Annotated in this window: 21 protein-coding genes; 12 read left to right on the top strand and 9 right to left on the bottom strand. The window is 34.5% G+C overall.

Annotated elements, in window-relative coordinates:
* The first annotated feature begins 5 nt into the window (after positions 1-5).
* The 5 genes from xseB (at position 6) to ACY2LT_RS04100 (ending at position 6,765) form a co-directional block, all read left to right on the top strand.
* Entirely contained in the window at positions 6-209 is a 204-nt protein-coding gene (gene xseB, locus ACY2LT_RS04120; RefSeq protein WP_491816577.1) for an exodeoxyribonuclease VII small subunit, read from the top strand.
* A 108-nt stretch (positions 210-317) separates the two neighbouring features.
* Entirely contained in the window at positions 318-1,640 is a 1,323-nt protein-coding gene (gene rho, locus ACY2LT_RS04115) for a transcription termination factor Rho (protein ID WP_491816576.1), read from the top strand.
* Between the two features lie 448 nt (positions 1,641-2,088).
* Entirely contained in the window at positions 2,089-2,802 is a 714-nt protein-coding gene (locus tag ACY2LT_RS04110) for a hypothetical protein (RefSeq protein ID WP_491816575.1), read from the top strand.
* 1 nt (position 2,803) lies between these two features.
* Entirely contained in the window at positions 2,804-4,294 is a 1,491-nt protein-coding gene (locus tag ACY2LT_RS04105; RefSeq protein ID WP_491816574.1) for an HsdM family class I SAM-dependent methyltransferase, read from the top strand.
* A gap of 380 nt (positions 4,295-4,674) precedes the next feature.
* Entirely contained in the window at positions 4,675-6,765 is a 2,091-nt protein-coding gene (locus ACY2LT_RS04100; protein ID WP_491816573.1) for an alpha/beta hydrolase family protein, read from the top strand.
* Positions 6,766-6,947: 182 nt separating this feature from the next.
* On the opposite strand, the gene ACY2LT_RS04095 is transcribed toward ACY2LT_RS04100, so the two are convergent.
* The 3 genes from ACY2LT_RS04095 to ACY2LT_RS04085 form a co-directional block, all read right to left on the bottom strand.
* Positions 6,948-7,172, bottom strand: a complete 225-nt coding sequence (locus ACY2LT_RS04095; RefSeq protein ID WP_491816572.1) for a T9SS type A sorting domain-containing protein — start codon at positions 7,170-7,172, stop codon at positions 6,948-6,950.
* Positions 7,173-7,261: 89 nt separating this feature from the next.
* Positions 7,262-8,302, bottom strand: a complete 1,041-nt coding sequence (gene arsB / locus ACY2LT_RS04090) for an ACR3 family arsenite efflux transporter (RefSeq protein ID WP_491816571.1) — start codon at positions 8,300-8,302, stop codon at positions 7,262-7,264.
* A gap of 1 nt (position 8,303) precedes the next feature.
* Positions 8,304-8,723 (bottom strand): arsenate reductase ArsC, encoded by a 420-nt coding sequence (locus ACY2LT_RS04085; protein WP_491816570.1) that lies wholly within the window; start codon positions 8,721-8,723, stop codon positions 8,304-8,306.
* A 140-nt stretch (positions 8,724-8,863) separates the two neighbouring features.
* Here ACY2LT_RS04085 and pheS point away from each other — a divergent pair, with 140 nt between their 5' ends.
* Positions 8,864-9,880, top strand: a complete 1,017-nt coding sequence (pheS, locus tag ACY2LT_RS04080) for a phenylalanine--tRNA ligase subunit alpha (protein ID WP_491816569.1) — start codon at positions 8,864-8,866, stop codon at positions 9,878-9,880.
* Complete coding sequence (locus ACY2LT_RS04075) at positions 9,880-10,971, top strand: hypothetical protein (protein WP_491816568.1); 1,092 nt, start codon at positions 9,880-9,882, stop codon at positions 10,969-10,971. Before pheS ends, ACY2LT_RS04075 begins: the two co-directional genes overlap by 1 nt.
* Here the strand turns inward: ACY2LT_RS04075 and ACY2LT_RS04070 are convergent.
* The 5 genes from ACY2LT_RS04070 to ACY2LT_RS04050 form a co-directional block, all read right to left on the bottom strand.
* Positions 10,968-11,528, bottom strand: a complete 561-nt coding sequence (locus ACY2LT_RS04070; RefSeq protein ID WP_491816567.1) for a C40 family peptidase — start codon at positions 11,526-11,528, stop codon at positions 10,968-10,970. The two genes, ACY2LT_RS04075 and ACY2LT_RS04070, sit on opposite strands and share 4 nt — an antisense overlap.
* Positions 11,525-11,656 (bottom strand): hypothetical protein, encoded by a 132-nt coding sequence (locus tag ACY2LT_RS04065; protein WP_491816566.1) that lies wholly within the window; start codon positions 11,654-11,656, stop codon positions 11,525-11,527. The genes ACY2LT_RS04070 and ACY2LT_RS04065 overlap by 4 nt, the downstream gene beginning before the upstream one ends.
* A gap of 319 nt (positions 11,657-11,975) precedes the next feature.
* The gene (locus tag ACY2LT_RS04060) at positions 11,976-16,352 is read right to left on the bottom strand and encodes a T9SS type A sorting domain-containing protein (protein ID WP_491816565.1); all 4,377 of its coding nucleotides are present in this window, start codon (positions 16,350-16,352) and stop codon (positions 11,976-11,978) included.
* A 118-nt stretch (positions 16,353-16,470) separates the two neighbouring features.
* Positions 16,471-16,911 carry a hypothetical protein gene (locus ACY2LT_RS04055; RefSeq protein WP_491816564.1) on the bottom strand — a complete coding sequence of 147 codons (441 nt, stop codon included), beginning with the start codon at positions 16,909-16,911 and terminating at the stop codon, positions 16,471-16,473.
* A 62-nt stretch (positions 16,912-16,973) separates the two neighbouring features.
* The gene (locus ACY2LT_RS04050; protein ID WP_491816563.1) at positions 16,974-17,354 is read right to left on the bottom strand and encodes a hypothetical protein; all 381 of its coding nucleotides are present in this window, start codon (positions 17,352-17,354) and stop codon (positions 16,974-16,976) included.
* A 536-nt stretch (positions 17,355-17,890) separates the two neighbouring features.
* Between ACY2LT_RS04050 and ACY2LT_RS04045 the strand changes: the two genes are divergently transcribed.
* The gene (locus ACY2LT_RS04045) at positions 17,891-18,826 is read left to right on the top strand and encodes a flagellin (RefSeq protein ID WP_491816562.1); all 936 of its coding nucleotides are present in this window, start codon (positions 17,891-17,893) and stop codon (positions 18,824-18,826) included.
* A 29-nt stretch (positions 18,827-18,855) separates the two neighbouring features.
* Positions 18,856-19,791 (top strand): flagellin, encoded by a 936-nt coding sequence (locus ACY2LT_RS04040; RefSeq protein WP_491816561.1) that lies wholly within the window; start codon positions 18,856-18,858, stop codon positions 19,789-19,791.
* A 107-nt stretch (positions 19,792-19,898) separates the two neighbouring features.
* On the opposite strand, the gene polA is transcribed toward ACY2LT_RS04040, so the two are convergent.
* Entirely contained in the window at positions 19,899-22,706 is a 2,808-nt protein-coding gene (polA, locus tag ACY2LT_RS04035; protein WP_491816560.1) for a DNA polymerase I, read from the bottom strand.
* Positions 22,707-22,796: 90 nt separating this feature from the next.
* Between polA and ppk2 the strand changes: the two genes are divergently transcribed.
* From ppk2 to metK, 3 genes are all read left to right on the top strand, one after another.
* Positions 22,797-23,615: a polyphosphate kinase 2 gene (gene ppk2, locus ACY2LT_RS04030; RefSeq protein WP_491816559.1), complete on the top strand. Its 819-nt coding sequence runs from the start codon at positions 22,797-22,799 to the stop codon at positions 23,613-23,615.
* An 87-nt stretch (positions 23,616-23,702) separates the two neighbouring features.
* Positions 23,703-24,683 (top strand): sugar phosphate nucleotidyltransferase, encoded by a 981-nt coding sequence (locus ACY2LT_RS04025; RefSeq protein ID WP_491816558.1) that lies wholly within the window; start codon positions 23,703-23,705, stop codon positions 24,681-24,683.
* A 26-nt stretch (positions 24,684-24,709) separates the two neighbouring features.
* The gene (metK, locus tag ACY2LT_RS04020) at positions 24,710-25,858 is read left to right on the top strand and encodes a methionine adenosyltransferase (RefSeq protein ID WP_491816557.1); all 1,149 of its coding nucleotides are present in this window, start codon (positions 24,710-24,712) and stop codon (positions 25,856-25,858) included.
* Positions 25,859-25,865 lie beyond the last annotated feature (7 nt).

Genomic DNA, 25,865 nt, shown 5'->3' with positions numbered 1-25,865 from the left:
ATGTTATGAAAAAAAAGATAAATTTTGAAAGCAATATCCAAAGATTACAAGAAATTTCCCAATTATTAGAAGAAGGCACTCTCCCTATGAATGAATTAATTGAACTATATGAAGAAGGCATTAAGCTTGCAAATGAATGCAGACAGTTTTTAGATGAAGCAACGCTAAAAATTGAAACAATTTCAAAAGATTTTGAACAAAACGAGTAATTATCATTTTGAATTATATTTTTTTTTGATTAATTTTAACTATTCATTCTGTTACTTTTCTTATTCTGCCTGTGTTATCTAATTTGTGTAAATATATTCAAGGTTTTTATGGCTTCTAATCATCAAAACAACGAAGCAAATGGAGCTGAAAATAAAAGCTCTATTGACGTTAATGAATTAAAATCTAAACGTATCGCTGAACTTACAAATATTGCTAAAAACTTGGGAATTACTAATTTCAGCGACCTTACAAAGCAAGAGCTTATCCTGAAAATTATCGAAGCTCAAGCTACTGTGCAGGTCAAAGATACCCAAACAGACGGAGCAATCACAAGCGAAGGTGTTCTCGAAGTAATGCCCGATGGTTATGGATTCCTACGCTCCCCTGATTATAATTATTTGCCTTCTCCCGATGATATTTATGTCTCGCCTTCCCAAATTAAAAAGTTTTTTTTGCGAACTGGCGACACAATACGTGGACAAGTGCGTGCCCCAAAAGATCAAGAGCGTTTCTTTGCTTTGCTGAAAGTCGAAACTATCAACTATCTGCCTCCTGAAAATATCCGCGAAAGAACGATTTTTGATAATTTAACTCCACTTTATGCAAATAGTAGAATAAAGCTCGAACGCCAACCCAATGAATATTCTATGCGTGTAGTCGATCTTCTTTGCCCAATTGGCAAAGGTCAACGCGGGCTTATTGTTTCTCCTCCAAAATCAGGTAAAACAATCTTGTTACAACAAATTGCAAATAGTATTACTACAAATCATCCTGAAGTAAAATTAATTGTTCTCCTCATCGACGAGCGTCCCGAAGAAGTTACTGATATGGAACGTTCAGTAAAAGCAGAAGTAGTTGCCTCAACTTTCGACGAACCACCAGATCGCCACGTTCAGGTTGCTGATATGGTTCTCGAAAAAGCAAAACGACTTGTCGAAGCAAAACAAGACGTTGTAATTCTGCTCGACTCAATTACTCGTCTTGCTCGTGCTAATAATACAGTTGTTCCACATTCCGGAAAAATTCTTTCAGGTGGTGTGGATGCAAATGCTCTTCATAAACCCAAAAGGTTTTTTGGTGCTGCTCGTAATGTTGAAGAAGGTGGTTCTCTTACAATTATTGCTACTGCTCTCATTGAAACTGGCAGCCGTATGGACGAGGTTATCTTCGAAGAGTTCAAAGGCACTGGAAATATGGAAATTGTTCTTGATAGACGTCTTGCAGACCGCCGAATTTTCCCTGCTATTGATGTTAATCGTTCAGGCACTCGTCGCGAAGAATTGCTTCTTGAACCTGATGAACTCAACAGAATTTGGATCTTGAGAAAAGTTCTGAGCGAGCTAACCCCTGTAGAAGCTATGGAATTTCTGCTCGATAGATTGAGAACTCGTAAGTCCAACCGCGAATTCTTAAATTCTATGAATAGCTAATTATGCGAATTTTATTTTTATCTGTATCTTCTAATGGATATAAAAGACAAAAAATCAAATTTTTCAGAAAAGTTTGATAAATTTGCACTATGAAAATTAACAAAATATAAAGGTATTAAGAAAAAGAGAAATAAGGGAAAAACTGGTTCGTTTAGCTTTAACGATGAAAAAGAACCGCTCCATAAAGAAAGCAATGTGTTTTTTTTCTTTTTGAAGAAATATTTTAGTTAATAATAAGTTATCTTACAAACAAATTACTGTTGTTATAAGATTTGTGGGAATTTGTATCTATGCAAATTCAGTTGGGTTTGTCAGAAATGCTTGTGGGTAGCGGAATCATCGTTAAATTTGTTACTTTAATCCACAGATTATTGATAGTGCTCGAGGTCGCAAAAAAAATATTTTGAAATTAATAATGAAACATTAACAAAAATTAAATTAAATTTTTATGAACCAGAAAAATCACCATATTTACAGAGAACAAGAATTCATAAAATCAATTTTAGAGTCTTACAAGAAATATATTAAGTTCGGTCCACGAAGTACAGAAAAATTAAGACCAATCCATAAGTATGTTGCACAAACTTTACAAAAAATATTTGGGAATACTTATAAGTTACACTTTATTGGTGAAGAAACGCAAGAGATGACAATACAAGGTAAATACTATGATAAAAATGTCGATATAACTGTTGTAAAAGATGGCAAACCTGTGATTTGCCTCGGGATTAAATTTGTAACTTCAAATTACAAACAAAATGCAAATAATTATTTCGAAAATATGATGGGTGAAACTGCTAACATTCAAGCTCGTAAAGATTTACCTTATTTCCAATTAATTATTTTGAGATACAAAACACCTTACTATTCAAAAACAACACAAAGAACAGGCACAAAAGAACCGACTAAAATAGAAATTATCAATGAACACGATTTACAAAAATATGTGAACCTTGCTTATGATACGCCACAAGCACATAGACCATATTCAATTGGTATATTATTGATTGATTTAGATGAGGAAAAAGAAAAAGTCACTGCTTTAAAACCAAGTCAGTTGTTTGAAAAGGAATTTGCAAATTTACTTGAAAGTAAATTATCGGTTGAAAATTTATTTACAGAAATTGAGAATTACAAGAAATTTATTAGTTGTAAAAAATAAAATGGCTTCATTATTAAAAACATATACAGATGAAAAATTAATCGGTAAGATATATACACCAAGATTTATTGTTGAAAAAATTTTGGACGATATTCATTTTACAAGTAAAAACGTTGTTGGGAAAACGATATTAGACCCAGCTTGTGGAGATGGTCGCTTTTTAGCTGTTGTAGCTGAGAGAATTATTAAATATTCTGCAAAAGAAGATTTAATAAATAATCTTGAAAAAATTTATGGTTGGGATATTGATCCACAAGCAGTTAACTCTTGTATTAACAATCTTAATGAAGTTATTAAAGATTACAATATTGAAATAAATTGGAATATTAAAGTTTGTAATTCATTAGAACAATTACCTCAAAATAATCTATTTAATGGTGAGAAAGTACAAAAATTTGATTATATAGTAGGTAATCCGCCATATATTAGAATACAGCATTTAGAAGAAAATCAGCGAAAATTTATTCAGCAAAATTATTCTTTTTGTCGGAACGGCTCGACTGATATTTACATAGCATTTTTTGAACTATGTTACTATTTGCTTTCAGACGATGGAATTTGTGGTTTGATAACACCTAACACCTATTTTTACACAGAAGCGGGGAAAATATTAAGAGACAGTTTTGTTAAATACAAATGTATTAAACAAATAACAAATTATGCAGAAATTCAATTATTTGATAATGCCACCACATATAGTGCAATCACTATTTTTAATAAACAGAAAAATGATATTTTTTTATTACAGCATGCTATAAATAAGAATGAATTCAAAGAAAAGAAAATAAAAATTACAGAAATTCAAAATCAAAAATTTTGGCAGTTAACAACCGAACAAAAGTTAAACGGAAATGGCAAAAAACTTAAAGAAATATGCAATATTCACGTTGGTATTACAACTTTGAGCGATAAATCTTATATTTTCCCGATTGAGATAATAGATGATGATTATGCTTATGCAAATACCAAATTAAAAGGTAAAGTGAAAATTGAAAGGCAAATATTAAAGCCAATTATAAAAGCTTCTACTCTTAAAAGCAGTGAAGACCCAATAAGTGAATACATTTTGTTCCCGTTCAAGAAAGTAAATGGTAAACATCAGATATTACAAGAAGATGAATTAAAACATAATTTCCCATATGCCTATGAATATTTGATTTCTATAAAAGATGAGCTAGCGAAACGGGATAATGGTAAGCCGATTAAACCTTGGTATAATTTTGGTAGAACTCAAAGCTTAGATTCAAGTTTTGGTAAAAAAATTATTTTTTCGCCAATGAACAAAAGACCAAATTTTATTTTATACGAAAACGAAGAATGCACATTTTATTCTGGATACTGTATCAAATATTCAGGTGATTATAATTATTTGCTAGAAAAATTAAATTCTGATAAAATGAAAAAATTCATAGAAATGACTAGTAGAGATTTTCGTGGTGGCTGGAAAGCATACAATAAAAAAATAATTGAAGAATTTGTTGTAGATTTATAGTCAATAAAAAGTATTCTTAGAAGAAACGTGGATACATTAACTGATAATATCTCAAATAAATTGTTTGGGTAGTCAAGCAGTGTGTGATTATGTTTTCAACGATAACCTTGCTTTTTTATGCTTTTCCAAATTCAAGATTATTTAAAAATAATCTTATTGATTTCAAGCTTTACCAATTTAAATTTTTCTCTCACCTTAAGCACCTCTTTCGACATTCAAAAAATGAATGACGATATTACAATGATTTCTAAGGAAAAAAATTCATTTAATTATTCAGTATTTGAATTATTTTCTTATCCTGTTTTGCCTTCATTATATCAATATTTTGTCCATTTTTTATTATATTTATAAAATTTTTTGTGAATTTTATTAGGTGAAAAATGAAAAAGTTGTTTCTTTTGATTTTCGCTACATTTCTAATTTTCGGATGTTCAAAAGAAAGCGAAAAAATTTCTCAGGAAGATAACATCAACCGCAAGCCTCACAACCTTTCTACAATCGACCTATATTCGATGAAAAGGCTTTCGGAAATGCAGCTTTCTCCTAATGGCAAATGGATCGTCTATACTGTTGCTACTCCTTCAATTCCGGATAATAAACTTTTCCGCGATATTTGGGCAACTTCCATTGATGGTAACGAAAACTTGCAAATTACCTCAGACCAAGGTAATGAAATGTCTCCAGTTTTCTCTCCGGATGGAAAGAAAATCGCTTACCTCTCTAATAAATCCGGTTCATACCAGGTGTATATTCAGGATTTTCCGAAAGGCACACCTAAACAGCTTACAAGCTTGCCCGAAGGCGTATCGAATATCCTTTGGTCTCCGGACGGCAAATATATTTCCTTTACTTCTGAAGTGAAAATGCTACAAACAATTAAAGATGAATATCCTGATTATCCAAAAGCAAACGTTCTACATTATACAGATTTGCCTGTTCGCCACTGGGACGAATGGGTTGATGATAAACTTAGCCATCTTTTTGTTGTGCCTGTCGATGGTAGCATCGAACCTGTGGATTTAATGAAAAACGATACTGTTGATACTCCACTTAAACCTTTCGGCGGAAGCGAGGAACTTGGCTGGGCCCCCGATGGAAAAATTATTGCTTACACTGCTCGAATCAACAACGATTTTGTTAGAAATACAAATTCAGATATTTTCCTTGTAAAATTAGATATTAAAGATAAATCTGTTAATTTTTCACGAGAAAATATTACTGAACATCTTCCCGGCTACGATAAGCATCCTTCTTTTTCCCCTGATGGCAATTGGATTGCATTCCTAAGTCAGGAACGCAATGGCTTCGAGTCCGATAGAGTTCGCCTTATGCTCTACAATAGGCAGGATAAATCAATCTTTGAACTTACCAATGGCTTCGACCAATGGATAGAAGAATTTGTTTGGTCTCCTGATAGCAAAAAAATATATGCTACTGCTACTGATTCCGGTGTCGTCAGCTTATTTGAGTTCGATATCCAAGCCAAATCAAACAAAAGAATTGCTCGTGGCAATTGGGATTACGGTCACGGGCTTGCAGTAACCCCTGATGGCAAGTATTTAGTAGTAGGCAAGACTAATTTCAATAATCCACTCGATTTCTATCGCTTAGACTTATCCACTGCCGAAGAATTAAAACTGACTAAATTTAATGATGAAAGACTAAAATATATTAATCCGGCTAAATTCGAAGAACGTTGGTTTACCGCTCTTGATGGCAAAAAAATCCACGCTTGGATTATTTATCCTCCTGATTTCGATTCTACTAAGCAATATCCCGTTATTACTTATTGTCAGGGTGGACCTCAAAGTATGATTAGCCAGAATTATCACTACCGCTGGAATTTTGGCATCTACGCTGCAAATGGTTATATTGTGCTTGCTGCCAATCGTCGCGGCGTTCCCGGCTTCGGACAAGATTGGAACGATGCTATCAGCAAAGATTGGGGCGGTATGCCAATGAACGATTTGCTCGCTGCCACCGACCAATTCAGCAAAGAACCTTTTGTGCTTCCCAAAGGCAAAGCTGCAATTGGTGCAAGCGCCGGTGGATATGCAGCTTACTGGCTTGCCGGTAACCATAAAGGGCGTTTCTCTGCATTCGTTGCTCATAACGGTGTCTTCGATGTTATTAGCAAGTATGGCTCTACCGAAGAATTGTTCTTCCCTAACTGGGAATTTGGAGGTCCTTATTGGATCAAGCAACACCGCGAAAATATGGAGAAAAATTCTCCTCACAATTATGTTCAAAATTGGGACACCCCAATTCTTATCTCGATTGGAATGAACGACTTCCGCGTTCCTTACACTCAGGGGCTCGAAGCATTTACTGCTGCTCGCAGTCGCAATATACCTGCTGAATTAATCGTTTTCCCAAATGAAACTCACTTTATTTCCGGTCTTCAGGAATATATCATCTGGCAGGATAAAGTTATTAAATTTTTGGATAAATACACCAAAAATAAGAACTGATAATTGTATTTGTTTAATTATAAAGGCTGTCACTTTTTGGGGCAGCCTTTCTTTTTATTCTCGTGTGGTTGTTTAAATAATGTCAGCATTCAATCATATTTATAACTTTATAACGATATTTTTTATTATCTCAATATTGATAATGGTATCCTGATTATTGAATTACGATATTGAATTAATACTTAATATGTTCCGTTTTGCAACTCTCTAACATCAATTCGATTATTTTTCGCTAATTCATCTTTGCTTACTTTTTTCATTGTTTGTCCCAAAAGATTAGTTATTTCTACTTTCCCTAATTCCACAATATCTTTCACATCTATTGTTACCCATTCATAAGCAGGATTGGGATATATTTTTACTTCATCGCCATATAAACCATCCTCTGCACTCGTAATTGGTTCCATCCTCCAGTAATATTTTGTTGCAAGTTTGAGAAATTTCGGATAATTAATGACTATAATTTTACATCAACAACCCAAAAATATCTCAAACCCTACACAAAATACTTCTTCTGAAAATACAGTGCGACATTTACGAGCGTTATCAATACCGGCACTTCCACAAGTGGTCCAATTACCGCTGCAAAAGCTTCCCCGGAGTGCAAACCAAACACCCCAATGGCGACTGCTATCGCAAGCTCAAAATTGTTACTCGCAGCAGTAAACGAAAGTGTAGCTGTTTTAGAGTAATCCGCCCCGATCTTTTTTCCTAAATAGAAAGAAACAAGAAACATAAGCACAAAATATAGCAAAAGCGGTATCGCAATTCTGACTACATCCAATGGTATTTTTACAATGTATTCTCCTTTTAGCGAAAACATTGCAATGATTGTAAATAATAGAGCTATTAATGTAATTGGACTTATTAGTGGAATGAACTTTGTATGATACCAAATTTTATTTTTCACTTTGATTAGTATAAAACGTGTCAGTAAACCAGCAATAAATGGCACTCCCAAATATATAAAAACACTTTCGGCGATTTGCCCGATTGAAATATCTACGATTGTGCCCTGAAGTCCAAAGTATTTAGGCAATAAAGTAACAAAAATATACGCATAAACTGAAAAAAACAGCACTTGAAAAATCGAGTTAAAAGCGACAAGTCCTGCCGCATATTCAGTGTCGCCCTTTGCAAGTTCATTCCATACAATAACCATTGCTATGCATCGCGCTAACCCGATTAAAATCAATCCATTCATATATTCAGGATAGTCCCGCAAAAATACTATCGCAAGAAAAAACATAAGCAGTGGTCCGATTATCCAATTCTGCAGCAAAGATAATCCCACAACTTTAAAGTTTCTGAATACTTTGGGTAATTCTTCATATCTTACTTTTGCCAGTGGCGGATACATCATCAGTATTAGTCCTAATGCTATAGGAATATTTGTTGTGCCATATTCAAATTTGCTCCAAAAGTGAGTAATGCCGGGATAAAAATAACCAATAGCAATTCCAATTGCCATTGCAATAAATATCCATAATGTTAGAAATCTATCAAGAAAGCTGAGTTTTTTAGCAATCTTTTCCATATTATTTGTTCTTTATTTCATTATAAAATTTCGAAAACTGTTCCTTGATTTCATCTCTCACCCTACGATAAACCGCAAGCACCTCTTCTTCGGAACCAATTGCATCGGCAGGGTCGTCGAACGGAATATGAAGGCGATTTTGCACTTTGCCTGTAAATACAGGACAAGTCTCTTTTGCATTATCACAAACAGTAATAACGTAGTCAAATTCCTCGTTGATAAATTTATCCACAAGCTTTGGAAATTGCTTGCTCAAGTCTATGCCAATTTCTTGCATAACTTTCACAGCATTTGGATTTACTTCGTTTGCCGGACAAGTGCCTGCCGAATAAACTTCCAACGATCTATCAAGATGCTTTAAAAAACCTTCTGCCATTTGGCTACGGCAGGAATTCCCGGTACATAATATTAGTATTTTCATTTCATCAAATCTAAATTGAAACAAACAGTCTTGCAAAACGTTTTCTATACTAATAAATTTTATCTTAATAAAAGTTTGTTTGAAACTTAATTTTATTTTAATAAATTACAGTTTTATTAATAATTAATTTGGGTTGATTTATGCTCAATGAAATAATTCAATTAAAAGAGGAAATGCTAGCCAAACTTGAAAATATAGGTAATTCAAAGGAGCTTGAACAATTCCGTCTCGATTATTTAGTGAAAAAAGGTCCATTACAGGCTCTTTTCGATAGGATGAAAACAGTTCCACCAGCAGAAAAACCCATAATTGGCAAAGAACTTAATCTTTGCAAAAAAGAAGTCGAAGACAAATTCAGACTACTTAAAGAAAAATTTGATGAACAAGAGATTTCTAAACCTACAATTGATCTCACTTTACCCGGAAGACGCCATTCCAAAGGCACCTACCATCCAATCTATCAAACTTTGGATAAAATGGTAGAAATTTTTGTCGGTATGGGATTCTCTGTTGCCGCTGGTCCAGATATTGAGGACGAATACCATAATTTCGATGCCTTAAACTTTCAGCCCGACCACCCTGCCCGCGATATGCAGGATACTTTCTTTATAAAATCTGACCAACAAAATATCTTACTACGAACACATACTTCGCCTGTTCAAATTCGTGTGATGCAATCTCAGAAACCACCAATTAGAACAATTATGCCGGGCAGAGTGTATCGTAATGAAGCTATTTCCGCTCGTTCTCTTGCAGAATTTCACCAAATAGAAGGTTTATATATCGACAAAAACGTAAATTTTGCTGAGCTAAAAGCAACAATGATGGTTTTTGCTAAAAAAATGTATGGTAGCGATATTAAGTTTCGTTTCCGTCCTTCATTTTTCCCTTTCACAGAACCCAGTGCTGAAATGGATATCACCTGTTACCTTTGCGGAGGAAAAGGTTGCCGAGTTTGTAAGCACTCAGGTTGGCTCGAAGTGGTTGGCTGTGGTATGGTGCATCCAAATGTTTTACGTAATTGTGGCATAGACCCTGAAGAATACTCTGGCTATGCATTTGGCTTTGGAATAGAGCGCGTTACAATGTTGCGGGTTGGTATCGACGACATAAGATTATTGTATGAAAATAATTATAAGTTTTTAAAACAGTTCTAATGAACGATATTGGAAATATTGGTGGTCCAGACCGAACAGGGCAGGGGGGAGGCTCTGGCAACTACTATGTTCCAATGCGGTCCCGACAGCAACTCAAAACAGAAACGCAAAAGTTAAAAGTTGGCGAAGTTGTATTGGGAACCGTCCTCGAAATAATTGATAAGGAAATTGCTAAAGTAAAACTGCCAATGGGCACATTTTCTGCTTCTCTTCACAGTAAATTGCGAGCGGGTGATGTCCTGTTTTTCTATGTTGCTGAAGTAGAGCCTCAGCTTGTGTTGCTTGTCCATTCAGTTTCTACCTCATTTTCTGGAAAATTGCGTCCCAGCCCAGAAGTTGCAAGAGTGCTCAACCTTCCGGAAAATCAACGCATCCTTGATATTATTGATTTTTTGTTAGTTAAAAAAACTACTATTCTCCGAACAGAAGTTTTAAACTTTTCAAATATTCTGGATAATTTAAATTTCAATGATAACATTCATTCAAAATCGGCATATTTCAATTCTATTTTTACTGTTGTAATATCTCTCGGCAAAGATGTTGAATTAGCAAGACGCTTTGTAGATGTTTTTCTTCCATTGCAGGAACTCTACAACAAACTATCCCAAAGTTCAAACAAATTCGACTTGCAAAAGCTATTTTTGTTAAAAATTGATTTGCCTGAACTTTCAAATTCAAATGAATTTATTCAAATTTTGTCAAAAATTTCCGAATACAACATATTTGCCATTGCTAATTCTCAACCGGTTGTCTTGCTTTTCTTTGCAAGAAAGCCTGATGAAAACATCATCATTAGAATTGAGATTTTTGCAGACAGTCCTTCAATCGGAATTAAACCAAATCTTTTGCAAATAATAAATTCATTTTCTGATTATTGTTCTCTTGTGATTAACGAGTATTTGGTGAAAGATACTTTTTTTCAGTCCATAATAAATGAAAAGGACAGTATTATCGAAAAACTTGACAAATTTTTATTAAAATCAAATTGTTTAGTTTCACATTTTTCAATATTCAGCGACAAGTTTGGAGAATATTTATTGAAGGAAGGAGTCTTACGAGCGTTACCCAGAAATTTCACAGTTGTTATTTAATTTAATACTCGTCCAGCTCCGGCGTAGATACTCAATAAATAGTTATCATTGAATGGCTGCTTAATCACTCCTTTTGCAGATGAAGATGAATGAATTATTTCACCTTTACCAATATAAATTGCTACGTGAGATATTTTATTACCTTTTCGGTAAAATAGCAGGTCTCCTGGACGTAATTCTCTGTTGCTAATCTTATTTGCAAACTCAAATTGCTGTTGGGCTGTTCTCGGAAGAATAATTCCTATACTTTCGTAAACGTTTTTTACAAATCCAGAACAATCAACACCATCGCGGGTATTTCCTCCCCAAACATATGGAGTGCCTATCCAGCTTTGAGCAATTTTTACGACTTTTTCTCTTTCCGAACTATTTGTTTCTTGTCTCTGTTCAATTTTACCTATTTCAGAAGTGTTTCTGGGAAGTGTTCTGTCATTCCCGGATTCATCTTTTCGTGTTGTTTTACAAGTTTGATTGCTCGAAAACCGGACACTGCTTGCACAACCCGATGCAAGTAAAATAATAAGCAAAAAGACTATATATTTGAAATAAACTTTCATTTCTTCTGATTGCCGACAATCTGTTTTTTAATGTAAGTGGATACTTTAACAACTATATCAGAATTTATAAGCACAAAAATAAATGCAGAAGTAAGAATAAAACCTGCTTTTAATAATGCTTCGTTCATATTTTCCCCCCAAAAAAAAAGCCTGTAATTAATTTAAAAAACACACAAAATATATGCCAGAATTATTGATTAATTGTTTGAGTATTGAATATCAATTTTACTTGAAAATACTTGAAAGCTTATTAATTTTTTTTACAGCATACGTTATTTAGATATATTTACAGTTAGCTATCGTATTTTCAAGAAATATAAATATTTTTTGATATAAGAGATGAATAAACACTCTTTATTATCTTTTCATTCTATTTAATAATTTGCCGAAAAAAAAGGGGTTGTTTTTTCAAAACAACCCCTTTACTTGGAAAAGCTTGAATTTGTATTATCGCAAAATCAATGCTTTTTCTTTTAAAGTTGTATTTCCACTGCGAATTATGACGTTATATACGCCACTTGGTAGATTGCTCACATTGAGTTTGATTGCTCCATTCGTACGATTGACATTATTTCTAAATACTAAATCTCCGTTTTGATTATAAATGTCAATATCAACAGTATTATCCGAAACTTGTCCTAATGTAATATACAATTCATTTGTTGCTGGCTGTGGAGCAATCATTACACTTGTAGTTTCAAATTCAACTTTACCTTTCAACATAACTACTGCATCAGTTTCGTAACGTAGTGAAAAGTAGCTGTTTCCGTTTGCTAAATCTACATTCTCAGTAATACAAAGCTTTCCAATTGCTTCGTTTGATTTATTCAATATCTTGATAATTAACTCTTCACCTTCATAAGCACCATCTTTTTCTATTGTATATTCGTCATCACCCCAGACTACTACACCACGCAAACCGTCTTGCCAAACACTTGAACCTACAAGCATTCCATCACGTGTAAATACACCAATTTCATCGCCTTCGTTTGCCTTAATATCAAGTGCAATGAAAGCATTTTTGCCGGTTGATAAATTTGGTCGAACAAAGTATTTTGGTTCTTTGATATTACTATTGTTTGCAGTAGATTTTATTGCTCCGTTTGCTGGATAAGTAAGTATACCATTATTAGCAATAAGGCGTATCATATATCCTTTTCCGGGTTCAAGTTGAGTAAGCGTATTAGCAAATGGTGGCATATATATCTGTCCTGTGATTGTTTTTACCTGCAAGTATTTCCCACTAATTGACGCGAGAGCCGTTGCCACTGATGCAGGAGAAGTTCTATAATACGGTATCCAGTACCAACCTAACATATTTAACGTAATTGGTGTATTTTCCGGAACAATTTGGGTTCCTTCTAAATTATATACTGTGCTTGTTGTAAGTCTCATTTGATATGCTTGGTATTTATCCCAGTTGGTTAGTGTATTTGTTACTGATGGAGAATAAACCTGACCTGCAAAGTTTCTGAGCATTTGTAAATTACCGGTCAATGGTTGCATAATACTACTTATGCTGCTAATTGTAGGTTCAACGTAAGCACTAATCATATTCCATCCGTTCCAGAGAGAATAAGATTGAATGATTAATCCCGAACCAGTTGTGAAAGTTCTGACAGTAGACCAGGCACTAATTTCTGTTCCACGTAGAGAACGAACTCTCCAGTAATATTGAGTGTTTGGCAGAAGGTTAGAAATTGTTACTGAAGTATCTGTAACAACCTGATTGAAAATTGTTGTGGAGAAATTGCTTACTGTTGAAACTTGTAATGTATAACCTGTAGCTGAAAGGAATGAATACCAAACAAACGAAACTGTCAGAGGCAGGTCAATAGAATTATTGTCAGGTGCAATAATTGCCGGAGGAGCAATCGGTGGTCCAACAGTCTTAAACGTCCAAACATTACTCCATAAACTTGTGTCTGCATTTCTTATTGCTCTAACTCGCCAGAACATATTAGCGAAATATGGTAAGCTTGCAAATGATGTGCTGTTTGTTCCCACTATGTTAGAAGCAAAAATATATTGGAAGTTCTCATCAAATGCAACTTGAATTTGATATTGAAGAGCAGTGTTTACAGCACCCCACGAGAAAACCTGTGTAATTGGAACATTTTGAGTACCTGAAACAGGAGATACCAACACAGGGCGAGGAAGATTCACAATAGATAGGGTTGAGGTATTAGTTACTCCGTAAGTCCCAAAGAAATCCACCACACAGTAATACTGTCCGTTGTGGTTAGTTGCATTAGTATTTACAATAGATAAGTTGTTTCTATTAATAATAAAATTATTAACTCCTGTTTGAATCTCATTATTATTAAAGAACCAGGTATAATTCATTGCTGGCAAATCGCCAGTTGGAGGAGTTCGAGTAATACCGTCATTAAACGTAGTTCCTAATTGAGGAGTTACGCTGTAAACAAGAGCAGTAATACCTGCAGTTTCTTCTTTGAATTGTGGTAAGTTTGTAGTGAATTGAATTTCCGAAGGGATTAAAATATCTGCACCTGCGAGGTTATTTAATGTTGTTCTTGTTTCTCCATCAATATCAGTTTCAACGTCATTATGCAATGGCACAATATATTGCGGATCAGCAAGAACTGAACCTTCAAGATATGGAGTGCCAGCACTTGCAAATGTAGGAAGTTTCATTATGCTATTGAAATCAGAATCAGCAGTTCCACCGCCAAGAGCGGTTGTCCAGTTAGCTAAAGTTGCCTGAGCTGCACCAAGATAGAATGCAAAATTTGCCCCTGTCATCAAATTATATAAGTTGTAATTTATATTCGAAAATGGAGTAACAGTTTGAGTTGCATCCAAATAATAAATATATTTTAATCCACCGGTTGTTGCTGGGTTAATATTAAATATATTATTATTCACTTGGTAATTGAGACATCCGGTTTGATAACGTTGTCCTATTGCAATCGGAGCTACTGATGAACTTCCAATATCAATTGTGTTGTGCAATATTTTAACATTTTGAGAAGTTGTATTGTAGAAACCAAAGTAATTACCACTAGAAGCAGATACGCTTACGTTGCTGACTGAATTATTTCGAACAATTAAACTTAAGTCTCTCGGAGGTGTAGCTTCCGTTGCCGTAATTCTGAATGAGATGTGATTGCCTGCACTATTTACCACATTCAATACTTTATTATTTTCGACAACACCATTTACAGCATTACTAATCAAAAATGCATAAGTGAATGTTGCTGAAGTTCCAGTGTAAATAAGTCCATCAATTTTATTATTGGAAACATTAAAACCATCACAACTTGTAGTAAATCCAGTACCGGTACCAAAGTTAATTCCTGCCACAGAAACTGTATTCGATATCGTCATACTCCCAATTTGATTACCTATTATATTAATGTTTTGGCTATTATTTTGAATTGTCATACCAATATTAGCCTTAGTTATTGCATTGTTTTGTATCGTAGCTGTGTTGACGGTTGAGATAACAATACCAGTTCCTGTATTTGAGCTTCCATTTTGTATGTTCGCATTTTTTAATTCAAACATTGAACAATTTTGAACAAAAATTCCGTGTGCAACAGATGCAGTGCTATTATTTGCAAATGTTAGATTTCTTGTTGTTCCGCCAGGTACGTTTGAACCATCAATTCTTATATTATTAAATCCATCAATTAGCATAACTTGGCTTCCGTGATTAGCAGAAATTGTTGCTGTAGTATTAGCATCCGGTCGTATACGAACTTGGTAGCCATTGCCCATCGGAGGAGTAAAGAAAGTAATTCTTTGTGGTTCTGTAATATCATTCTTAATGTAAACATTTACAATACCTGTAAGCCCAACCGAACTAATATCAAATGCTAAAGAACTTAAATTAGTATAAACTTGACCAGTGCCTACATAATAATTTCCATTGAATGGAGCGACTATTTTTCGACTACCTGTTGGGTTGGTAGTAGTTGGAAATCTTGTTATGCCATCAACTACTATTGAATCGCACGTTGCGTCAATAAAATTGTATTGTGTTGCAAAGGAATCAACATCAAAAGTGAGCCAAAAATAGTTATCTCCAAATACTAATGTTTGATTTCCTGAAATATTAAATGATGCTGTTGGTGTTACAACAACAGTTCCGAATTGTGTAGTTGTGTCAAATACTGCACTGTTTCCCGTATAATAAATTCTTGCATTCGAAATATCACCTAAATCAGTTGTACCAGCTGTTGATAAATAAAAGTTTGTTGTATTAATTGCTGGATTCAAACCACTTGTAGTGATTCTAATTGCTATAACTGGTGCCTTAGGTGCTCCAGGTGCAACAGCATTTGTAACTTGCAATGTAGTTGACGATGAATAAGTCATCGGTGGCGGAATTGTATAATCTATAGAAACTGTAATGTTTGTTGCTTCGTGTCCACCATCTCCATAAGAATCAATTATATACATTCCCCAGGTGCCTGCAATAAGTTTATTGGCAAATGTTGTAAATGAAATCGTATAGGTGTTTGTTGAGTTAGCAGTTATTGTTAGTCCTGTGGATGTAACTCCATTAGTAATTAAATTGTAAGTTGTGTTATCAGGATGACGAATTACAAATGATCCTTCGTCTGGCCAATCATCCGTAGTCCAGGTAAATGTTACTGATACAGATGCTATTAAGCCGGTATCAACTCGTGTAAAAGTTGTCCATCCCGCATCAATAAGTGAGTTTGAAGCATAAGCATATTGTGTTGGGCTATTGGGTACAGTAAAAGTAATATTTTGTGTTTGAGCTGAAAGATTATCAGATAGCAGTAATAATACAATACCTGCTAACAAAAAGGTAAAACATTTTTTAGCCATAAAAACTCCTAACAATAGGAAAAAAATATTTAGACACTAAAAACTTTAACCGAACTAATTAAATTGAACGAAACTAATAGAAATTATTTTAAAGAATAAAAAAAATATTAACAAAAAATTATTTGAACATTTCTTTTATCATTCCCCAGGTACGGCGAATACTGTTTACAGTGTGATTTACTTTTACTTCATCACTATAAACTACATTGCCATTGTTGAAAAGAGATTTGATTCTATAGATGTAGAAATTTTTATTTAATGTAGATAGGTCATTCTTATCAATTTCACTGGATATTTTCATCAAAGCATCACTATCAACATAACGATAGAATGAAGGGACACCTTTTGCTTTTTCTTCTGAGATTTTTTGGAAGGGAGAGCCTTTAATTGATCGCTCTATTTCAAATTTGTTTAGTCCTGTTTCATCTATTGTTCTCCATTCTAAGACAATGGAGTTTGATGTTGAATTAGCAGTAAACGAAGAAATAAAAACATCACCCGCTATTAGTGATAGCGTAAATGTAAATAAAAATATTATCAAATAATACTTAGTTTTCATAAAACAAATATATTATATACTTTATTAATAAGCAAGTATAAAATAGTTAATTATTGATTAATTTACTTTATAAAAACAAGTAAACTACCTGTAATATATGCGGCTACCCACCAAATATAGGCAATCCGTGAATATAAATGAATATTTTTCGGCACCTCCACATTCCAGGCATTATTTATCTTTATTTTCCATATTAAATATGTTTCAATAGTCATTAGCATTAATGCAGAGTAGCCAATTGCACCGTGCAACGTAAAAGGCGTATTACTTGAGCCAATAATCATCATTATTGTTGCTGATACATCTAACATCCAACCCGTAGTTAAAAAGTATAAAACTTTTTTTGAAACAACTTTTCTTCTTTGCTCGCTAATGATTGCTATCGAGTAGCTTATTAATGCTAATGTAACTGTTGTTGCACCCACTATTAAGATTGTTTTCATAATTATTATTCATTTATTGACATTTATTAATAAACCAATTAACGAAAAATATTCCAAATTTGTGCATAATATTATTCGATTGTCTAAAATTGTTCAAGTATATTATTCGGAGTTTCAATTTTTTGATTGCAAAAAAAACTGTTTTACGGAATAATTCTGTTGTTGTCTTGGCGAATATTAGCCGTTTGAATAACTATCTGCAAAATATCATACTTGCAATACTTATAATCATTTAGTTGTTTTGAGTAATTCCTTTTCTTTAAAATATAGATTTACCAAGACTTTTAAGAGTTGTGTATTCCTTCATTGCGTACAAAATATTCATTTATGGCAAATTTTTTTCTATGAAGAATATGAATTTTTTGCTTTTGATTTTCAGATAAGATAGAGTTAAAAGAATTGATGGTGGTATGATGTTGGCATACATATTGAAAATAGTATTTGTGAATTTGAAAATTAAATATCGTTTTACTAATTAATAGTTGGATTGTAGCGAATGCTCCCCCGGCAATTGCTACAAACACAGGAGGTGTAGAATGCCATTTGCTATTGGAGGAAACGCAAGAATTAGGACGAATATCTCAGCGGAGAATGCCTACAATTCTCTGGAAACTTCAAACCGAGATATTTCGCTCAGACAACTGCGGCTATCAACAGGTAAAAGAATTAACAATGCCGCAGATGACGTTTCAGGGTATATTACTTCTCGTGCCTTACAAGCACGTAATGGTGCATTGAGAGCAGCTCTTTTGGCTGTCGGCGACGCAAATAATGTCTCGAACATCCTTATGGACTCTCTCGATAACATTTACAACTTACTTAACCTTATTAAAGAAGGTGCATCTACAGCAGCATCCGGTGCAATGGGTACTGACGAAAAAATTGCCCTTGCAAAAGCTGCTTATCGTATGGCTCAGCAAATTCAAACTGTTGTCGATTCTACAGTGTTCGGTGGTCGCCAGCTTCTTGATGGTTCCTATTCTGCTAATTATGTTATTGGGACTAACGCTCGCCACGAACTAATTACATTAAGTGTTGATATGACTTTTAGAAACCCGGACTACAATATCCCAAGTAATTATTTTGATGTAAATTCAATGAAGACTGAAAATTTTGCTGGTGTAACTGGATTAGACCTCAGATTGTTAGATAATGTAACTCCTGATAATTTAGGTATCTTCCACGATAGTATGCTTCCAGCAACAATAACATCTCTGGCTAGAGCTATCGACAATGTAAACAAGGTTGCATCATTAATTGGCGGTATTGTTAACAGGCTAAACTCCCAGGAAGATTTGTTAAAGGGACAGATTACAAATTATCACGCTGCTATTTCGAGAATTGAGGATGCTGACGTTGCAAAAGAGCAATTACAATTGATCAAATCACAGTTCTTGCAACAGGCTTCTCTTGCTTCGTTAGCTCAAGCAAATACTAATCCACAAGCATTTTTGCAGTTGATACAAAGATAATAAATGTTTATTAATTAATAGGTGATACAATGCCATTTGCTATCGGTGGAAATTCAAGAATAAGGACAAATATTCCGTCCGAAAATGCATACAACGCTCTTGAAGTCTCTAATCGTGATGTTTCTCTCCGCCAACTGAGACTTTCAACGGGTAAAAGAATTAATAATGCAGCTGACGATGTTGCAGGATATATTACTTCTCGTTCCCTTATGGCTCGCAACGGTGCTTTGCAATCGGCTCTAAATACTGTCGGTGATGCTCATAATGTTGCAAACATTGTAATGGATTCTCTTGACAATATTAATGAATTAATGATCAAAATTAAAGATGCTACAGCACAAGCTGCTTCTGGTGCTATGGGGACTGACGAAAAAGTTGCTCTTGCAAAAGCTGCTTATCGTATGGCTCAGCAAATCCAAACAGTTGCTGACTCAACTGTATTTGGTGGGGCTCAGCTTCTAAGCGGTTCTTATACTGCTAACTTCCTTATTGGTCTCGACGCTCGAAACACTTTGCTTTCTATCAATATTGATATGAGAAGAGAAAATGTTGATTTTAATGTCGAAAGTAACTATTTTGATGTTAATTCTCTTCAAACTAATATGTTTGGTGGAATTACAGGTCTTGACCTGCGATTATTAGACAGCGTCTCGATTAATAACCTTGGGATATTCGACATCGGAAGAATAGACGTTACTCTTACAAGTCTTGCAAATGCCATTGAGAATATCAACAAAGTAGCATCTTATCTTGGCGGTATTTCAAATAGACTATCTTCTCAGGAGGATTTGCTAAAAAGCCAAATCGTGAACTACAAGGCTGCTATTTCTCGTCTTGAAGATGCTGACGTTGCAAAAGAACAACTGCAACTTATAAAGTCGCAATTCTTGCAACAAGCTTCTCTTGTTTCACTAAGTCAGTCGAACCAGAATCCAAATGCTTATATGAGATTATTGCAGGGCTAATTTTAGCCAATTGTTCGGAGGACAAAATGTTTTTATATTATTTTATGGTGTTGAATTTAGTAACTAAAACATATGTTCTGATTGTTAAAATGAAAATATATTAACGGCTAATGTGCCTCGAGCCAGTTTTTCCCAGAGCCAATATCTACTGCGACGGGAACTTCGCCTAACGGCAAAGCGTTACTCATTTCTCTTTCGATAAGTTGGGAGATTGGAATAAGCTCTTTTTCAGGTGCGTCAAATACCAATTCGTCGTGTACCTGCATTATCATACGTGTTTTATAACCTTCTGATGATAATCGGTTATGAATACGTATCATTGCTATTTTTATCATATCTGATGCAGTTCCCTGTATAGGCATATTGATCGCTGCACGTTCAGCTGCAGATCTTAAATTAGAATTCTTGCTATTAATATCAGTAAAATATCTCCGCCTTCCGCATAGTGTTTCTGCGTACCCATTCCTTCTAACAAATTCTATCGTTGTATTAATGTAATCTTTTATTGCAGAGTATTTCTTAAAATAGTTATCTATAATTTCTGAAGCTTCTGTTCTTGAAATACCTAATCTTTGTGCCAACCCAAAACTTCCAAGTCCATATAGTATCCCAAAATTTACTGTTTTAGCAACTCTTCGTTGGGTACTATCTACTTTTTCAATATCAATATTAAATAATAAAGACGCTGTGGCTGAATGTATATCAAGCCCGCGCTTAAAAGCATCTATTAAATTTTTGTCCTGCGATATATATGCCATCACTCTGAGCTCTATCTGAGAATAATCTGCAGAAATTATTACATTATCCTCCTTCGTAGGAACAAATGCTTTCCTGATTTCTCTTCCTTTTTCAGTTCGAACTGGGATATTCTGCAAATTTGGATCAGTCGAAGACAATCTGCCTGTCGAAGCAACTGTTTGATTAAAACTTGTATGAATTTTACCTGTCTGTGGATTAATTAGTCCCGGCAGTGCATCGACATACGTTGATTTCAACTTCACTAACTGCCTATATTCCAATATTGCTGTTGCAATTGGATATTTAGATGCCAATTCAGCCAATACCGAAGCGTCTGTGCTATATCCTGTTTTGGTCTTCTTCAATGCTTTTATCTGTAATTTATCAAATAAAATTTCTCCTAATTGTTTTGGTGAATCTATATTGAATTCTTCACCTGCATAATCAAAAATTGTCTTTTTAAGCTGTAAAATTTCTTCATTAAGTTCTACTGAAATTGATTGTAAAACATTTCTATCAATTTTCACTCCTTCGTATTCCATATCTGTAAGAACTGATACTAATGGGAACTCAATTTCATTTGCTAATTTGGACATATTTGCTTTTTCAAGTTCTTTTTCTAACACGTTTTTCAGCTTTATCACCAAATCAGCATCTTCACAGGCATATTTCGAAACAATATCAATGGGAACCTCTCGCATAGAAATTTGCTGTTTTTTGTTTTCCCCGATTAAATCAGAAATTGGTATAGGCTTATAATTAAGCCAACGCTCGCTCAATGCATCAAGATTGTGTCGTGCTTCTGGATTTAATAAATAATCTGCTACCATAGTGTCAAATGTTATGGGATGAACATTAATTCCAAACCTTTTTAAAATAAATGCATCAAATTTCGCGTTTTGACCACATTTTGCAATTTTTGGATTTTCTAAAATTTTCCTTATTTCACTAATAGCTGTTTCAAATGGAATTTCACTTTCGTTTTTATCTTGAATATTTGGAACTTGACTATTCGAAAAATCAAATAGAGTAGTCGCGTTACTGAAAATATTTTTATCTTTTCGCTGTGAAATTGGAAAATAAAATGCTTCACCTGCCTTTACTGAAAATGAAACGCCAACTATTTCACAGGTTTGTCTATCGAGAGAATCCGTTTCAATATCAAATGCAATAGTTTCGAAACTATTAAGATATTGAATGATTTCACGAATATTTGAATTTGAAACTGTATGATAATTAATCTGAATTTTATCAATATCATTCAATTGAAAATTATTCATTGTGTCAAAATGAGTGCTGATATTTCCTTTCTGTTGCCATTTCTGGCGAATCTGAACAAATGATAATTCCTCAAAAAATTTGTCTAATCCATAATAATCTGGATTTTTCAACTTCATTTCTTCCAAATTAAAGTCTTTCTCTATATTTGTGTCTATTGTAACTAATTTTTTTGCTAAAAAAGCGTTTTCTCTATCGTTTTCCAATTTGCTTCTAATAGAAGATTTTTCAATTTTATCCAAATTATTATATATCTCTTCGATAGAACCAAATTCCTGAACCAGTGGTATTGCCGTTCGTTCCCCAATACCTTTTACTCCGGGCACGTTATCGCTGGTATCTCCTATTAATGCTAATACATCTACAACTTGCTCAGGCTTAACCCCAAATTTTTCAAAAACTTGCGACCTGCGTATTATTTCAAACTCTTCTCCTTTTCGCGAAGGTTTCATCAAACTTATTTTTTCGTCAACTAATTGGTAATAATCCTTATCGCTTGTAAGGCATAATACCTCATATCCGTTTTTTGAGGCTTTCTTCGCTATTGTTCCAATCACATCGTCTGCTTCAAAACCTGGCACTTCAATTTGTTCTATCCCAACTAAATGTATAAACTTTTTAATTTTTAATAACTGTGGAGCTAAATCTTCCGGGAAACTATCTCTGTTTGCTTTATATTGGTCATAAAGTTCTTTCCGAAAAGTTGGATGCTCGGTATCGAATACTATAGCCAAATATTCGGGAGCTTCCTTTTCCAAAAACGAAGTTATTATATTGACAAAACCAAAAATTGCACCTGTTGGTTCGCCATTCTTATTTCGCAGGTCAGTTGATTTCATTGCGTGATAAGCGCGAAAAACTATGCTCATTCCATCAATTAAATACAGTTTCTTATTCATTTAACAGAATTAATAGATTATGAAACATTATTAATTGAATTTAATAACTTTTTTCAATAATTTAAAGATAAATAATCTTGAAGGTGTTTTATGGGTAAAAAAGACAAACCAATTGAAAAATTCAATAAGAAAGGCAAAATTTCAAAAGATTTTTACGAAGAAGAACTTGCTAAACTCCAGCAAGAACTTGTAAAACTTCAATATTGGGTCAAGCAAAAAGGCTTACGTGTTGTAATTATTTTCGAAGGACGTGATGCAGCAGGCAAGGGAGGTATAATTAAACGCATAGTTGAGCCACTCAATCCTCGTGGTTGCCGTGTGGTAGCTCTCGAGAAACCTTCCGACAAAGAACGAACCCAATGGTATTTCCAACGTTATGTTGCTCATCTGCCAAGTGCTGGCGAAATAGTGATTTTCGACCGTAGTTGGTATAATCGTGCTGGCGTTGAACGTGTTATGGGCTATTGCACCGAAGACGAATACCAGGAATTCCTTCGTTCTTGTCCGGAATTCGAAAAAATGCTTGTTCGTTCTGGAATTATCTTGCTAAAGTATTGGATTTCCGTCAGCGATGAAGAACAGGAAATTCGTTTTCGTGAACGAGCAACTAATCCTATGAAACGCTGGAAACTTTCCGATATCGACATTGCTTCCTGGCATAAATGGAGCGATTATTCCCGTGCCAAAGACGAAATGTTTCGTTACACAGATACCAAACAATGTCCTTGGTATAACGTCCATTCCGACGATAAACGCCGAGCACGTCTTAATTGTATTGCCCATATCCTCAAAATGATTAAATACGAGGACGTTACTCCTCCGACTTTAGAATTGCCACCAAGAAAAATCAGCGTTGATTATGTTCGCCCACCAATTGATGAACTAACATATGTTGATGATATTTATTAAATTTTAATTGTATTTTTTATAAATCATTTAAGAAAAAAATTGTAAATTAGTAATCACTAAATTTATGAATATTAATTATTTCTTATTATGAGAGCAGTTATTCCAGTTGCAGGAGTTGGGACAAGGTTAAGACCTCACACATATTCTCAGCCAAAAGTATTGTTAAACGTTGCAGGGAAGCCAATCCTTGCTCATATACTTGATTCTCTTCTCCAACAAGGTATTACCGACGCAACCATTATTACCGGTTATATGGGTGATTTGGTTGAAGAATTTGTAACAAAAAAATATTCGATGATGAAAGTTGATTTCGTTGAGCAAAAGCAAATGCTCGGTCTTGGGCACGCTATATGGACCGGACGGGAAACCTATGGAGATGAACCGCTTCTGATTATTCTTGGAGATACTATTTTTGATGTTGATCTTAGCTTAGCTTTCGAAACTGGCTGCAATTCAATCGGAGTAAAAGAAGTTGAAGACCCTCGTCGTTTCGGTGTTGTTATTACTAACGGATCAAATTTTATCGAAAAGTTAGTCGAAAAACCGGATGAACCAATTTCAAAACTTGCAATTGTTGGGCTTTACTTTATAAAAGATACTCAAAAACTTGTTAATTCTCTTTCTAAACTGATTTCTGATGATATTAGAACACGCGGAGAATACCAGCTTACTGATGCTCTTCAATTGATGATTAATGACAATGCTAAATTTGTTACTTTTCCGGTTGATGGCTGGTATGATTGCGGCAAACCTGAAACTTTGCTTTCTACAAATAGATTCTTGCTTGTTCGGAAACCTACAGAACTTAAACTAAATGATTCAGTGATTATCCAGCCCTCTTTTGTTTCTGAAAAAGCAATTATTGAACGTTCAATTATTGGACCATACACTTCTGTTGCTGATGGTGCTGTTGTCAAAGATAGTATCATCAAAGATTCTATCATTAGTTATGGTGCTAAGGTTACTTCTTCTTTGCTTGAAAATTCAATCGTTGGTAATAATGCTGAACTAAATGGACATTTCCATCGGTTGAATATTGGTAATTCGAGTACTATTGACCATAGTTAGTTTTTTTAGTTATTTTAAAGGATTTTATGGATAGAAGAAATCATTATTTATTCACTTCGGAGTCGGTCTCCGAAGGGCATCCTGATAAAATTTGCGACCAGGTCTCTGATGCTGTGCTCGATGCTATGCTCAAAGACGACCCTAATAGCCGTGTCGCCTGCGAATGCTTTGCTACAACAGGACTTATTGTTGTTGGTGGTGAAATCACTACTGAAACTTATGTTGATTTGCAAAAACTTGTCCGAGGCGTTATTCGCGAAATCGGCTATGAACACGCAGGTTATCGCTTTGATGCTGATTCTTGCAGTGTGATTAACGTTATCAATCACCAGTCTCCTGATATTGCAATGGGAGTTGATACCGGTGGCGCTGGTGACCAAGGTATGATGTTCGGTTATGCTACCGACGAAACCCCTGAATTTATGCCTGCAACTCTTGCTTATGCACATAAATTGATGAAAGAACTTGCACGTATTCGTAAAGAAAAAAATATTATGACTTACCTTCGCCCTGATTCTAAATCTCAGGTTACCATTGAATACGACCAGAACAATAATATTGTGCGTGTCGATACAGTTGTCGTTTCTACTCAACACGATCCTGATGTATCTCAGGAACAAATCCGCAAAGATATAATTGAAAATCTGATTATGAATGTTATTCCTCAAAAATATATTGATGAACATACAAAAATTTATGTGAACCCAACTGGTCGCTTTGAAATTGGTGGTCCTCACGGTGATACTGGACTTACTGGAAGAAAAATCATAGTTGATACTTATGGTGGACGTGCTCCTCACGGTGGTGGTGCTTTTTCGGGCAAAGACCCAACAAAAGTTGATCGTTCTGCTGCTTATGCTGCTCGTCATCTTGCTAAAAACATTGTTGCAGCTGGCATTGCTCGTGAGTGCACCATTCAGGTTTCTTATGCAATTGGAATTGCACAACCTATTTCAATTAATGTAAACTTCCATAATTCTGGTAAAGTTCCTGAATTCGAAGTTTCTGATTTTATTCTTAAAAATGTAGATTTAACTCCTCGCGGAATTATTGAGAAATTTAACTTGCGCCGTCCGATTTACAGAGCAACTGCTTCATATGGTCATTTCGGTCGCAATGAATTCCCTTGGGAAAATCTTGATTTAGTTGATATATTAAAGAAAAATTTTGCTTAATATAAAG

The sequence above is a fragment of the Eximiradius proteiniborus genome (assembly GCF_058546985.1).
This window is presented reverse-complemented; position numbering and strand designations above follow the sequence as displayed.

Excerpts from the sequence above, each read along its gene's own strand:
- ACY2LT_RS04075 (WP_491816568.1), top strand. The coding sequence starts at position 9,880 with ATGAACGATATTGGAAATATTGGTGGTCCAGACCGAACAGGGCAGGGG.
- ACY2LT_RS04050 (WP_491816563.1), bottom strand. The coding sequence starts at position 17,354 with ATGAAAACAATCTTAATAGTGGGTGCAACAACAGTTACATTAGCATTA.
- polA (WP_491816560.1), bottom strand. The coding sequence starts at position 22,706 with ATGAATAAGAAACTGTATTTAATTGATGGAATGAGCATAGTTTTTCGC.
- ACY2LT_RS04060 (WP_491816565.1), bottom strand. The coding sequence starts at position 16,352 with ATGGCTAAAAAATGTTTTACCTTTTTGTTAGCAGGTATTGTATTATTA.
- rho (WP_491816576.1), top strand. The coding sequence starts at position 318 with ATGGCTTCTAATCATCAAAACAACGAAGCAAATGGAGCTGAAAATAAA.
- xseB (WP_491816577.1), top strand. The coding sequence starts at position 6 with ATGAAAAAAAAGATAAATTTTGAAAGCAATATCCAAAGATTACAAGAA.
- arsB (WP_491816571.1), bottom strand. The coding sequence starts at position 8,302 with ATGGAAAAGATTGCTAAAAAACTCAGCTTTCTTGATAGATTTCTAACA.
- ppk2 (WP_491816559.1), top strand. The coding sequence starts at position 22,797 with ATGGGTAAAAAAGACAAACCAATTGAAAAATTCAATAAGAAAGGCAAA.
- pheS (WP_491816569.1), top strand. The coding sequence starts at position 8,864 with ATGCTCAATGAAATAATTCAATTAAAAGAGGAAATGCTAGCCAAACTT.
- ACY2LT_RS04110 (WP_491816575.1), top strand. The coding sequence starts at position 2,089 with ATGAACCAGAAAAATCACCATATTTACAGAGAACAAGAATTCATAAAA.
- ACY2LT_RS04105 (WP_491816574.1), top strand. The coding sequence starts at position 2,804 with ATGGCTTCATTATTAAAAACATATACAGATGAAAAATTAATCGGTAAG.
- ACY2LT_RS04025 (WP_491816558.1), top strand. The coding sequence starts at position 23,703 with ATGAGAGCAGTTATTCCAGTTGCAGGAGTTGGGACAAGGTTAAGACCT.
- ACY2LT_RS04085 (WP_491816570.1), bottom strand. The coding sequence starts at position 8,723 with ATGAAAATACTAATATTATGTACCGGGAATTCCTGCCGTAGCCAAATG.
- ACY2LT_RS04065 (WP_491816566.1), bottom strand. The coding sequence starts at position 11,656 with ATGAACGAAGCATTATTAAAAGCAGGTTTTATTCTTACTTCTGCATTT.
- ACY2LT_RS04070 (WP_491816567.1), bottom strand. The coding sequence starts at position 11,528 with ATGAAAGTTTATTTCAAATATATAGTCTTTTTGCTTATTATTTTACTT.
- ACY2LT_RS04100 (WP_491816573.1), top strand. The coding sequence starts at position 4,675 with ATGAAAAAGTTGTTTCTTTTGATTTTCGCTACATTTCTAATTTTCGGA.
- ACY2LT_RS04055 (WP_491816564.1), bottom strand. The coding sequence starts at position 16,911 with ATGAAAACTAAGTATTATTTGATAATATTTTTATTTACATTTACGCTA.
- metK (WP_491816557.1), top strand. The coding sequence starts at position 24,710 with ATGGATAGAAGAAATCATTATTTATTCACTTCGGAGTCGGTCTCCGAA.
- ACY2LT_RS04045 (WP_491816562.1), top strand. The coding sequence starts at position 17,891 with ATGCCATTTGCTATTGGAGGAAACGCAAGAATTAGGACGAATATCTCA.
- ACY2LT_RS04095 (WP_491816572.1), bottom strand. The coding sequence starts at position 7,172 with ATGGAACCAATTACGAGTGCAGAGGATGGTTTATATGGCGATGAAGTA.
- ACY2LT_RS04040 (WP_491816561.1), top strand. The coding sequence starts at position 18,856 with ATGCCATTTGCTATCGGTGGAAATTCAAGAATAAGGACAAATATTCCG.